Raw genomic sequence first — 12,610 nt, forward strand, 5'->3', positions numbered from 1 at the left:
ATTCCGGCTTGAGTTTTGTTTTCCTTTTCATAAAGCCTGTTTCTTGGGCCCACTCCTCTATTTGTTTTCTCGTAAAATTAGATTGTAATTCCTTGAATAGTACTTGAAATTCTTTATCTAGTTGCATGGTTGTAAAAAAAATACTCCTCTCCGTAGTTTTATACCGAAAGAAGTATATCCATAATTTGGTAATGATGTCATCGAAAATGCTTAACTTGATGGCTATGGAACCTGTCCCCGTGTCCCACTTTAAGATTGGAGTTTGGCCATATTGGCTGTTGTTCCGCCATCTACTCGAAGGTCTGTTCCGGTAATGTAGGAAGCGGCGTCACTTATTAAAAATTCAACGGCTGTTGCAATCTCCGATGGTTCTCCTTCTCTTTGTAGTGGGGTGTTATCTAGCATCACTTTCATTTGTGCTTGTTGAGAAGATTCTTGGCGCCCCATTGGTGTATCAATCGTCCCCGGTGATACTGAAACGATACGAGCACCTTTTTGTCCCCATGCCCAAGCTTGATCTTCTATGATTAACAGTACGCCTAATTTCGATAAACTATAGGCTGCACCTGGATCTCCTTTGGCCATTTGTTCCATCGTTTCTACCATATTATCAGCTAGCGGATTTTTTAATACTTCTGTATATGGCCCTTGTTTTGGTACAAAGTGTCCACTCATAGAAGAAATACATACAGCCACTGTTCCTGGTTCTGCTAGTTTGATAAATTCATCTAAGACAATACCTGTACCTACCAAATTCACTTTGGTAATACGCTCTGAAGAAGCCATTGTAGGCGATAGTCCTGCTGTGTGAATAATAGATTTCAATGTACCTAAAGAAGTCGCTTTATCAGCTAGTGCTTTCACATTGGTTTTATCGGTAATATCTACCGTTTGATAATAGACATCCGTAATCCCTTTTTCTGCCAGTTCTTGTTTGGTTTGTTCTAAACGTTCCTCGCTTATATCCGCTAAAAGAACCGTACCTTTCTTACCAACCAATTCCGCGATGGCTTTGCCCATTCCACCTGACCCACCAGTAATCACATAAACTTCGGCCATTTTTTACTCCCCCTTAAATTGTGTTTGCATGTTCTATAATCATCGTATGGTATAATTTTAGGGAATACAATGAACAATCTAACTTCAAATGTCCATTGATAGGAGGTATCTCATGTATACTCAAGAAGAAAATATAACTGCTCGAGAATATATATTGCAGGCATTCCTAGAACTTTTGGGAACGAAGGAATTTGAATCGATTTTCGTGAAAGAAATTGTTAGAAAAGCAGGAATTAGTCGTTCCACATTTTATATTCACTTCCAAGATAAATACGAACTTATGAATTATTTACGTGAGGATATTACCTCAAGATTTCTAGCATTCTATGACAGGGATAGAGAAGCAGATTTCTTATCAATCAAAACGACTACCCTTCATATTTGTCATCATATTTTTCAATATCGGTATTTTTATCAGCATGAATTTAATCTTCCGGAATATACGCGAAAACTATCGGATGCGTTGGCTGAAAAACTAGGAAAAGTCTACGAAGATAGAGGCTATGCCATTTTTGCTAGTTTTGGTACTATCGGCTATTTAACCTACTGGGTGAAAGGTAACTTTTCCATGGATTTAGAGAAAGCAGCTGAGGATTTGGCGAAGATTGGGGTGACGGATTGGTCGAGGTGAGTGAGCGAGGAGATTGTCTTCCTCATTACCAATCTTATCGTCTTAATTTCCGACATAATTTAAGCTTCTCTTATAATGAGTTTTCATTAAAAAACTACACTCAACACTGGTCCACTTTGTTGAATAAGACTATATTAAAGTTTTAAAGGGGGATAATTATGAAATTTTTTGGTGAAGTAGTTAATAAAGCTAATGAAATAAATCCTGTATTAGGAACTTCAATGGAGGTAGCATTTGAGTTTATCCCTTATGTTGGAAAGGCTATTTCATCCATTAAAACCCACCGTTTAACCAAAAGAGTTAAAGAACATAGCAAACAATTAGAACGGATTGCCAAGTTACATTCCTCGGAGAGACTATCTGCAGGCTATATAAATGAAAGGATTTTTCCAATTGTATTAGAGAGTTTAATAGAGGAGCATGAAGACGCAAAAATAAACCTTATTCTTAATGGATTTGAGAATGTATTTATTGAAAAGAAAACAAATGAGTCAATGGTTATTAACTATTTTGATACATTAAGGGACTTGCGCTATATGGACGTTAAACGACTTTATTATCTCGCTGATATAACAGATGAATTTTCTTTTGGCACTCAGGACGAGGAAGAAAGGGCAGTAACACGAAATATAGATAAAAAGCTACAGAATTTTGGCTTTTTTGGACTTGAAAGTATTGCATTTGGAGTTGGGGAACAGGAAGTAACCAAGGATAACGTTCGTATATACCCTTATGGGGAACGTTTTTTAAACTTTATTACCGTGCATTTGGATGAGAGTGGGGATACTGAGTGAATGTTAATAGAAGCGATTCAAAGTTTTGGAAGATGCAGGATGGGACGAGGTACCTGTCCCCGTGTCCCCTGTCCGGCCATCAAGCTCCACGCTCTGCATCTGATAAAGTTGTACAAAACCCGGGAAGTGACAGGCGTCGTGTCCATTTGGTAGCTTAATAGTAAACAAAGGTTTTTTAGGAAGAAGGGGTTTCACACATGAATATGTTTAGAAAAGTGGGCAAATCTCCATTAGTAAGGAGTATTTTGGATTTGAATGACAACGATTCGAATAACAGAGATTGGAATCAATTACCCGTAGCTAACTTTGATTTGTCAACATCAGCAAGCAAAGTGGAGATTGTAGAAGCTTTTCAACAAATGATAGATACACAAATAGTAAAGGTTATGTGTTTTTGTAATCGAAAAATAAGCATTAATATCGAAAATGAGGCGGAGAGTGAAAAAATCACTCATACTTGTGATTGTGGTCTAAAATTTTTAATCGACTTGTCGATTGTACAGGAAGTCCCTCAATTTCCCGAAAAACTAATAACATCACAAGAGGAGTTAAACAATGCAAGAAACAAGGTTTATCTATTTAACAATCATTACATAGTGAAAGATGATGTCATTCATCGGACTTTTGTTGGGATTAATAATCCCACTGTGACCTTAATTGGAGAAAAGATGGAATCACGTTTTACGTTGCCGTTAGACAGTGAATCTCCTGTACCTATTGTGAACCTTTTCGATAATTTCGGGAATATCCATAAATTTAAGTATGTGCATCTAACCGGGGAAAAACCGACAGAAGTACACTTTAGAGAAGGAACAATAGAGGAATGGATGGAAAACTGTACCGTTGATACTTCGAATGTAACGATTCTTAACACCAAAGAAATACAAAATGATTGGTTTGACCAAATAAGCAATCTAATGGAAAATGGCGAGGATTTCTTAAATGACTATGAAGAATTGGAACTAGCGGATCATCTTGTTACAGGAAGAGGCCTTTATACTCATCACGGTATATACATAGGTGGTGGTAAAGTTATTCATTATTCTGGACTTAGCCAAAGCTCTACTAGTGAAAAGGTTGAAATAATAGGGTTATCGGAGTTCACTGCTGGGAATTGGTGTGCTATTCGATTATACGATAGAGAGAAGAAGGCTTATTCACGAAAAGAGGTTGTTGAAAGAGCAAAAAGTAGATTAAACGAAGATGACTACTCTGTATTCTTTAATAACTGTGAGCACTTTGCTGAATGGTGTTGGACTGGGGTAAGCACGTCTTACCAAATAAAGTTTTTGTTTGGATATTCTTTAAAAGCAATTCTTGACTGTCCTGAATTAAGTAAACCGTTTAGGCTTTAAGATGGTGCCTGGTAGTAGGGGACGGAGGGACAGGTTCCTCGTCCCACGATGAATTTAACAAAAAATGCAGCACTCTTTGATAGAGAGTGTTGCATTTTTGGTTTTATTTTAAGGAGGAGAGGGAGGGTGGATGAAGGGCAATGAGGGTTGAAATGGAGAGAGGGCCGATAACCTATACTAATGAACTACTTTATTTTATAGATATATAAGAATATTGTTGAAATTATAATTGTAGCAACTGCATATAGCGGATGGGCGGTTGACACTCCCTGAAAGAAAGGGGGTTTATATCGGTGTATATCATGGTGACTTATGACGCAATGGATATGCTATTTCCATTCGGCATTTTCTTAGTTACGACATTAACAGCAGTTGTAACCATTATCACGGTTGTCACCAATAGAAAAAAGAAGTAATCACCCTTCCGCTCTGGATCCAAGAGTAGGGAAATTACTTCTTCCTGATTAAAACACCATATACAATTGGTCAACCGCTCTTCATGCGGCATGTAGTTGCTTAGGCTGAGTGTTCACAGCAATCAGTCTATTTTTATTATATTATCACTCTGTTTTTATTATACAACATAACTTTCACTTGTTTGCAATTATTTATTATCATTTGATTTATTAAGAGTAAGTCTAGGGCTTGGTATCAGCCGCGGCCACCACGTTAATGTACTAAAGTATTAGTTGTCTATAGAGTGTGGGTTTAAAACAAACGTTTGATTATTTACTAGCCATCAAGCATGAGTATGGGAGAAATGTAGTATTCTACTCAACAGGATGCTGCATTTTTATTATGGTTTTCTTACAGGTAATTCTACAGATACCTGAGTAGGCTGGGACGAGGAACCTGTCCCCGTGTCCCTTTAGTTCTTTTTACGTGGAACTTTTTGCTACATCACTCAAATTTTATTTCATCATATAGTTATTTAGAGTGATAGAAAATTTTACCAGACTGATATAACCTTAAAATAGAACAGCCATGAATTTACTTAGTAGAATTATGAAACATAAGTCTATCGTTATGAAACTATTTAAAGGAGGAGTATCATGATGATTTTTCGTAAAGCTCCATTTACTATTTTAGTTGCTGTTGTACTTGTGGCAAGTACTTTTAGTTTTTCAGGAACGGCGACATTAGCAGCCGACAGCAATGGGAAGGATTTAATTATTTATCAGAATATCCCTGAGGCAGAAGTGAAAGTGGAAGGGAATCAAATCGAATTAACGGCATTAAACATTTATGAAGATGGCCACTTCAAGACAACTTCGGAAGGACTAACATGGGATTCAAGCAATAAGAATGTTGCTACGGTCGATGAAAATGGAGTCGTAACGTTCACTGGTCAAAACGGGCGTTCCTTTATCACTGTGTCGAATGGAGAGTCAACCGACCGGATTGCTGTACATCGTAAGCATTCGGAAAATCTCGTAATCAAGGAAAAGGAAACTCGCTACCATGTGATTGATAACGCTATCAAAGGTATGACGCTTCAAGAAAAAATTGGCCAAATGCTCATGCCGGATTTCAGAAATTGGAATGGAGAAAATGTAACAGAAATGCTGCCAGAAATTGAACAACTCATTCAGGAATACCATCTTGGTGGCGTTATCCTATTTGCCGAAAATGTGGTTACCACCGAACAAACTGCTCGCTTGGTCGCTGACTATCAAGAAGCAAGTGAAAAATATGGTCTCCTGATGACCATTGATCAAGAAGGTGGAATCGTCACTCGTCTCCAATCAGGTACACATATGCCTGGTAATATGGCGCTAGGTGCAACACGTTCACCAGAAACTGCTGAAAATGTGGGACAAGTAATCGGTGCAGAATTACAGGCGCTGGGAATCAACATGAACCTTGCTCCTGTTTTGGATGTGAATAATAATCCGGATAATCCGGTGATTGGTGTACGCTCATTCGGTGAGTCGCCTGAATTAGTTGCTGACATGGGAACGGCATATATTCAGGGATTACAAAATACAGGAGTAGCGGCAACAGCGAAGCATTTTCCTGGACACGGAGATACAGATGTAGACTCCCATCTTGGCTTGCCAGAAGTTCCGCATGATAAAGAACGTTTGCTGGAAGTAGAGCTTTTCCCTTTTCAACAAGCCATGGAAAAAGGAATTGACGCCGTGATGACTGCACACGTGACTTTCCCTGAAATCGATGACACCAAAGTAATTTCCCAAAAGGATGGAAAGGAGATTTCTTTACCAGCAACCCTTTCCCATAAAGTGTTAACGGGATTAATGCGTGAGGAAATGGGTTACGATGGGGTGATTATCACCGATGCCCTAAATATGGCTGCCATTACTGAGCATTTCGGTTCCGTGGATGCTGTCATACAATCGGTAAAAGCTGGAACAGATATTATTTTAATGCCGGTTGGACTGGAGGAAGTGGCAGATGGATTAATGGAAGCAGTCGAAACGGGTGAAATAACGGAGGAACGTATAGAAGAATCGGTTAAAAGAATTTTGACGTTAAAAATCGAACGTGGGATCATTCAATCAGAAAACCCACTTCCAGTCGATGAAATCGTTGCAAATGCAGAGGAGATTGTTGGATCGGATGCGCATAAACAAGTGGAAGCCGATGCTGCTGAACAGTCCATCACACTGATTAAAAACGAGGATGCACTGCCTTTTGATTTCTCCAGTGAGGAAAAGCTTGTCGTTGTAGGTAATACGTACATTAATAGTTTATATGATGCGCTTCGTGCGTATCACGAAAACACAGAACTGATCGTTGCTTCCGGTCCTTTAACCAGCGACCAGTTGGAAGAGTTAGATGATGCCAGTGCAGTGGTTGTCGGTTCTTATACCTACAATGTCAATGGTCGATCACCAGACAATCCGCAAATGCAAATGATTCATCAGCTCATTCAAGAGATGGAAGCTCCCGTAGTTGGCGTAGGAATTCGTAACCCTTACGATGTGATGGCATTTCCTTCCATTGATGCGTATTTGGCGCAATACGGATTTAGACCTTCCAGTTTCGAGGCAACTGCAGCAACTATTTTCGGTGAAAACCATCCAACGGGACAGTTACCAGTTACGATCCCTGACCAGAATGGGGATGTATTATTTGAATACGGTTTTGGACTATCCTATTAAAAAATGAGGAGAGTGTATGAGATGAAAAAATCGTTGATTGCGATGATAACACTTGTTTTGATACTGACTTCCTTTTCTGTGGCCTTCGCTGATAAGGGGGAGAACAACGGGAAAGGAAAAGGCAAGGATAAAGAGCTCCAACTGGGGGTTGATGTCCTGCTGGATGAGCAAAAGGATCTCATCGAAGGAAAGCGAGTTGGATTAATCACGAACCCTACTGGAGTGGATCGGGACTTAAACAGTATTGTCGACCTGTTGCACAAGGACCCGGATGTGGATTTGACCGCTCTTTACGGGCCTGAGCACGGCGTACGTGGGGATGCACAGGCAGGGGAATATGTAGAATTTTATATCGATGAAACAACTGGATTACCAGTGTACAGCTTGTATGGGCAAACAAGAAAACCAACACCGGAAATGCTTGAAAATGTCGATGTATTGGTATTCGATATTCAAGATGTCGGAACACGTTTCTATACGTATATCTATACGATGGCATATGCAATGGAAGCGGCGAAAGAAAATGGAAAAGAATTTATCGTACTCGACCGTCCGAACCCATTAGGCGGTCATAAAGTGGAAGGACCTGTTCTTGATCCTGAATACGCATCCTTTGTTGGAAATTATCCGATTCCATTACGTCACGGGATGACCGTGGGCGAGTTGGCCAAACTTTTTAATGAAGAGTTTGGTATTGATGCAGATTTATCGGTCATTGAAATGAATGGCTGGAAACGTCATATGTATTATGATGATACGGAATTGGAATTTGTTCTCCCATCACCAAACATGCCAACTTTAGAAACGGCACTTGTCTATCCAGGGGCAGCATTAATGGAAGGTACCAATCTATCAGAAGGTCGTGGGACAACAAAACCATTTGAATTAATTGGGGCACCTTTTGTGAACAGCACAGAACTTGCAGCAGAGTTAAATGAATTAGATTTACCGGGCGTGATTTTCCGAGCAGCATCTTTCACACCTTCTATTTCTAAACACGCCGGTGAACTCACACATGGAGTCCAAATTCACATCACAAACAAGAAAGCTTACAAACCAGTTGAAACAGGCCTTCATATTGTCAAAACACTTCATGACCTGTATCCAGAAGACTTTGCCTTCCGAGCAGAAAATAGTGCCGGTATTTCCTTCTTTGACAATCTAATCGGCAACGGCTGGATACGAGAAGCAATCGAAAATGGAGAAACTGTTAAAGAGATGGAGAAAGAATGGAAAGATGAATTGAAAGAGTTTGAACGGGTTCGTAGGGAGTATTTGATTTATTGAGTGGAGACGTGGGGGCCTCGTCCCGGGGGGACATGGGGACAGGTTCCTCGTCCCCCACCACGTTAATTTGTTAAAGTGCACAATGTTTACTAGAACACAAGAAAACCACCCTACGCCGTCGTAAGCTAAAAGGGTGGTTTTTAGAGAACTAAATAATTTTTGACAATCATCACACTGATGGTAGAGGTTGTGGGAGAAGTGTTACGGCACTACTCCTTTTTTTATCCCATTATACATAAAATTATGATAAATTTTAAGTTGTTGACCAAATATAGGGGCTTTGTGTCATTGAATCCTCGGGAAGGACAAGTATTAGGTGTCAGACTCTACCAGGTTATGGATCTAGAGAAAATAATACCAAAATAGATTTTTAGTTTGTTTGATAAGTAGAAATAGGTCCAAAATGATGTTTTCAGTATACAAAAATACTAATTTTCGCTTCTGTACCGTCTATTTTTTATTTTTAGCACTTTGACTTTATCCAGGATTTCTTATAACTTTTACCTAGCAAAGGGAAAGGTTGATAGCATATTTGCTATCATTTTGGTTATAATTATTAGAGAGGAACCATGAAATGTCTATAGGAAAAGAATTTGAACTAATATATGAAGGAAATGTTATTGACTATGAGGAAAGGTTGATACGTAACGCAGAACAAGAATTGCTTCAGGATAAACCGGGAAAATGGTGTAAAGTAGCTAATCAATATACTCGACAATTGACCATTATCAGTTATAATCCATATCCCGAGGAAGAAGATCCCTTGGACAACGATGATGTCGAAGGTTTGCCTTCTATCAAACACATTTATATGAATACAGAGTACCCCAATTTTTATCGCTGGGGTTTCCAAGGAGGAAGAACAGGTAATCATCGAATCATTTATGCAATCCATAATTATTATAGGGTAATTATGTTGCACTATTTCGACAAACATTATAATGGTTCCATCAAGCGAGATAACATAATTCCGGCAGAAGTTAATTATGAAAATTATTGTAAGGATGACCCAAATCTCTATTAAAAGGATGGCGGAGTATGTGAGTGACTTTATTAAACGATATTCGGAACTAAGAGGAAACGATTATGTGAAAAGTCTTCAAGTAGAAGGTCGTATTGCAGCGCAGATTAAAACACAACGTAAAAGTTTAAACTTATCTCAACAGGAATTGGCAGATGCCTCAGGACTTCCAAAATCTACAGTTGGCAGAATTGAAGCTGGAATAACAAGTCCTAAAGTCGACACTTTGTTAAAGATTTCAAAGGCACTAGGTATTCCTTTTATTATTGATGGAAGTACGGGAAACGATGACAGTAACATGAAACTTAGTAGGTAAGTTTTAAAAGGGACATGGGTTTTCCTCGTCGCCATGTGAGTTTTTTGTAATATAAGGGATAAACCTGTCTCTTAAGAAATAAAACAAACGTTTGATCAAGAGGTTCCCATGGTTTCATTCAATCAAAATGTTTGATTTATTTACTAAGGGTTAATTCAAGAACATGAGATAAAATGTAGTGTTCTGCATAAAACAGGATGCTGCATTTTTATTATGGTTGAATTTCTATTTCTTGCATAGACAAAGTAACTCTACTAATGCCTGAGTTTACAGGGACGAGGAACCTGTCCCCGTGTCCCCCCTCGCTGGGACAAGGAACCTGTCCCCATGTCCCCCTCACTTGACGGGATTGGGGAAAGGGATTAATATGGGATAAAGCATATTATTTCACTAGGTTTAATCGGAAAACTTGGTGAAATGTATGATATTTACATGGGGGGGAACCGAAGTGAGGAAATTTCTTATTTCTTTTTTATTTTTATCGCTTATCTTTGCGTTAGTAGCTTGTGGCGGTGAGGAGGAGAGTTCAGATGCAGAGGGGAGTAGTGAGTCGCAAGGAGGAGAGGCTAGTGTCAGCGTTGATGCTTCTTTAAATGTTGCGTATCCTACTAATTTGCAAACACTCGATCCGCATTTGACAACCAATCAGTCAACCAGGGATGTGTCCAGACAGATTTATGAACAGCTTTTAACTTTGAATGAAAATTATGAAGTAGTTCCTTCATTGGCTGAATCTTATGAGGTTAGTGAAGATGGATTAGTATATACGTTCCATCTTAGAGAAGGGGTTACCTTCCATAATGGTGAAGAAATGCAGGCAGAGGATGTTGTTGCCTCAATGGAAAAATGGATGGAAACGTCCACACAAGGAAAAGCAAACTTAACTGGTGCGGAGTTCGTGGAAGTGGATCCGTATACAGTGGAATTACATATTGATCAAGCATCACTCATTATTCCATACGTCCTAGCTGATACCGCTCCATTTCCTGCCATTGTTCCAAAAGAATCAGTGGAATCCGCGGTTGAAACCGGATTAACGGAATATATCGGTACTGGCCCATTCCAATTAGAAGAGTGGAATGTTGATCAATACATTCATTTGACGAGATTTGATGAATATCAATCAAGGGAAGAAGAAAGCAGTGGGCTTGCAGGGAAAAAAGAGGCACTAGTAAAGGATATTTACTTCCGAATTGTCACGGATCCATCTACTAGAGTTGCTGGTGTTTCTACTGGAGAGTATGATATCGCGATGGATATTCCACTTGATAGTGCAGAGCAATTATCATCTTCTGCAGGTGTTGATCCAGTTTATAGTGATGGTGGTATTTCAACGTATGTATTCAATAATAAAGCGGGTGCATTTGCAGATGCTGCCTTACGTCAAGCATTTAACACAGCTTTGAATGCTCAAGAAGCAATGACAGCAGCCTATACTAATGAAGAGTTCTTTAAACTTGATTCCGGCTTAGCATTGCCAAGCCAAGTGAATTGGCATAGTGAAGCAGGTAGGGAGAATTATAATCAAGGGGATATAGAAAAGGCGAAACAACTTGTGGAAGAATCTAGTTATAGTGGGGAAGAGTTAACGATTTTAACAACAAAAGATTATCAAGATCATTATAATTTAGCAGTTGTCGCACAACAGGTATTGGAAGCCATTGGTGTGAAGGCGAAGCTAGATGTTTATGATTGGCCTACTTTCCAAGAAATCCGTACAGAGCCAACTAACTATGACATGTTTGCCATGACATTCGCAGTTCGCCCAACGCTCCACCAGTATCCATTTTTAGATTCGAAGGCTGAATATCCTGGTTGGACGGATAGTGAAGAGATTGATCACTTATTAGATGAAATAACAGAACAAAAAAACTTTGAAGATGCGAAACCATTGGTGGATGAATTGCAACAAGTGGTTTGGGATTACCTTCCTGTTGCAAAAGTTGGGAACCAACAAGATCTTGTAGCAGTAAGTGACAAAGTAAAAGGTTATACCGATTTAATTGGCCCTATCTTTTGGAATGTGTCAAAAAGTGAATAAGGCCCTTGAAATAAAGGATGATGAAGATTGCTTAAATATACCATACAGCGTTTATTCTCTTTAATCCCCATATTACTTGTTGTTGCCGTTATTGTCTTTCTTCTAGCACATATGACACCAGGGGATCCAGTAACCGTGCTATTAGGTGATGAGGCATCAGAAGAAGCCAAAGCTGAGTTGCGACATGAACTCGGCTTTGACCTTCCAGTATATACACAGTTCGTGAATTGGTTTACAGGAGTAGTTACAGGAGATTTAGGAATGTCCTTCTTTCTAAAGAAACCAGTTACGGAAGTGTTTGCAGACTATTTAGGACCAACCATTTCCTTGGCTATCTACGCGCAAATTATTGCCATCGTTATCTCACTTTTTCTTGGTGTGATTGCAGCCAAAAAAAGGGGAACATTCACGGATCAAACCGTTATGGGTTTTTCCTTATTAGGTATTTCCGTTCCAAGTTTCTTGGTTGGGCTCTTTCTCATATTACTCTTTGCCGTACAATTACAATGGTTCCCTGTAGCTGGGTATCGTCCTTTAAGTGAAGGATTATGGGAACATCTTCGGTATTTGACCCTGCCAGCTATTGCTCTTGGAATGATGCAAGCAGGACTTATTACAAGAATGACTCGTTCCTCGATGTTAGATGTGATGAAATCAAATTATATCAAAACAGCAAAATCTAAAGGACTTCATCAAAATAGAATCACTTATAAGCACGCACTTCGCAATTCTTTTATACCGATACTAACGGTCATTGGGGAGTCATTCGGTACATTAATCACAGGAGCAGCTGTTGTTGAAACGGTATTTAATATCCCTGGAATTGGACAGTTAATCGTGAATTCTATTGAACGAAGGGATTTTACGGTTATCCAAGGGACGGTTCTGTTGATTACGGTTACCTATGTTTTATTGAACTTAACCGTTGACTTGCTCTATGGAGTCGTTGATCCACGAGTTCGCCTAAATCGTAAAAAGTGA

At 39.2% G+C, this 12,610-nt stretch carries 11 protein-coding genes; 10 read left to right on the forward strand and 1 reads right to left on the reverse strand.

Annotated features, from left to right (window positions below):
* Positions 1 to 249: 249 nt before the first annotated feature.
* On the reverse strand, positions 250 to 1,059 hold the full coding sequence (locus D8M06_RS18480; RefSeq protein WP_121206062.1) for an SDR family oxidoreductase: 810 nt from the start codon (positions 1,057 to 1,059) through the stop codon (positions 250 to 252).
* A 112-nt stretch (positions 1,060 to 1,171) separates the two neighbouring features.
* Between D8M06_RS18480 and D8M06_RS18485 the strand changes: the two genes are divergently transcribed.
* From D8M06_RS18485 to D8M06_RS18525, 10 genes are all read left to right on the forward strand, one after another.
* A complete protein-coding gene (locus D8M06_RS18485) occupies positions 1,172 to 1,690 on the forward strand; it encodes a TetR family transcriptional regulator (RefSeq protein WP_158591829.1) in 519 nt (172 codons plus the stop codon).
* A gap of 158 nt (positions 1,691 to 1,848) precedes the next feature.
* A complete protein-coding gene (locus tag D8M06_RS18490) occupies positions 1,849 to 2,484 on the forward strand; it encodes a hypothetical protein (RefSeq protein ID WP_121206064.1) in 636 nt (211 codons plus the stop codon).
* 197 nt (positions 2,485 to 2,681) lie between these two features.
* Positions 2,682 to 3,839 carry a lecithin retinol acyltransferase family protein gene (locus D8M06_RS18495; protein ID WP_121206065.1) on the forward strand — a complete coding sequence of 386 codons (1,158 nt, stop codon included), beginning with the start codon at positions 2,682 to 2,684 and terminating at the stop codon, positions 3,837 to 3,839.
* A 302-nt stretch (positions 3,840 to 4,141) separates the two neighbouring features.
* Positions 4,142 to 4,255 carry a putative holin-like toxin gene (locus tag D8M06_RS20210; RefSeq protein ID WP_241558997.1) on the forward strand — a complete coding sequence of 38 codons (114 nt, stop codon included), beginning with the start codon at positions 4,142 to 4,144 and terminating at the stop codon, positions 4,253 to 4,255.
* Positions 4,256 to 4,891: 636 nt separating this feature from the next.
* On the forward strand, positions 4,892 to 6,964 hold the full coding sequence (nagZ, locus tag D8M06_RS18500; RefSeq protein WP_121206066.1) for a beta-N-acetylhexosaminidase: 2,073 nt from the start codon (positions 4,892 to 4,894) through the stop codon (positions 6,962 to 6,964).
* A 21-nt stretch (positions 6,965 to 6,985) separates the two neighbouring features.
* Complete coding sequence (locus D8M06_RS18505) at positions 6,986 to 8,251, forward strand: exo-beta-N-acetylmuramidase NamZ family protein (RefSeq protein ID WP_121206067.1); 1,266 nt, start codon at positions 6,986 to 6,988, stop codon at positions 8,249 to 8,251.
* A gap of 574 nt (positions 8,252 to 8,825) precedes the next feature.
* A complete protein-coding gene (locus D8M06_RS18510) occupies positions 8,826 to 9,275 on the forward strand; it encodes a hypothetical protein (RefSeq protein WP_121206068.1) in 450 nt (149 codons plus the stop codon).
* A 16-nt stretch (positions 9,276 to 9,291) separates the two neighbouring features.
* Positions 9,292 to 9,588 carry a helix-turn-helix domain-containing protein gene (locus D8M06_RS18515; protein ID WP_121206069.1) on the forward strand — a complete coding sequence of 99 codons (297 nt, stop codon included), beginning with the start codon at positions 9,292 to 9,294 and terminating at the stop codon, positions 9,586 to 9,588.
* A gap of 448 nt (positions 9,589 to 10,036) precedes the next feature.
* Positions 10,037 to 11,629 carry an ABC transporter substrate-binding protein gene (locus D8M06_RS18520; protein WP_241558996.1) on the forward strand — a complete coding sequence of 531 codons (1,593 nt, stop codon included), beginning with the start codon at positions 10,037 to 10,039 and terminating at the stop codon, positions 11,627 to 11,629.
* Between the two features lie 27 nt (positions 11,630 to 11,656).
* Complete coding sequence (locus tag D8M06_RS18525; protein WP_121206071.1) at positions 11,657 to 12,610, forward strand: ABC transporter permease; 954 nt, start codon at positions 11,657 to 11,659, stop codon at positions 12,608 to 12,610.

This window comes from Oceanobacillus halophilus (assembly GCF_003628505.1).
Lineage (GTDB): Bacteria > Bacillota > Bacilli > Bacillales > Amphibacillaceae > Oceanobacillus > Oceanobacillus halophilus.

What these genes read in the sequence shown, in the direction of transcription:
- D8M06_RS18480 (WP_121206062.1), bottom strand. Translation starts at nt 1,059, where the DNA reads ATGGCCGAAGTTTATGTGATTACTGGTGGGTCAGGTGGAATGGGCAAA.
- D8M06_RS18485 (WP_158591829.1), top strand. Translation starts at nt 1,172, where the DNA reads ATGTATACTCAAGAAGAAAATATAACTGCTCGAGAATATATATTGCAG.
- D8M06_RS18490 (WP_121206064.1), top strand. Translation starts at nt 1,849, where the DNA reads ATGAAATTTTTTGGTGAAGTAGTTAATAAAGCTAATGAAATAAATCCT.
- D8M06_RS18495 (WP_121206065.1), top strand. Translation starts at nt 2,682, where the DNA reads ATGAATATGTTTAGAAAAGTGGGCAAATCTCCATTAGTAAGGAGTATT.
- D8M06_RS20210 (WP_241558997.1), top strand. Translation starts at nt 4,142, where the DNA reads ATGGTGACTTATGACGCAATGGATATGCTATTTCCATTCGGCATTTTC.
- nagZ (WP_121206066.1), top strand. Translation starts at nt 4,892, where the DNA reads ATGATGATTTTTCGTAAAGCTCCATTTACTATTTTAGTTGCTGTTGTA.
- D8M06_RS18505 (WP_121206067.1), top strand. Translation starts at nt 6,986, where the DNA reads ATGAAAAAATCGTTGATTGCGATGATAACACTTGTTTTGATACTGACT.
- D8M06_RS18510 (WP_121206068.1), top strand. Translation starts at nt 8,826, where the DNA reads ATGTCTATAGGAAAAGAATTTGAACTAATATATGAAGGAAATGTTATT.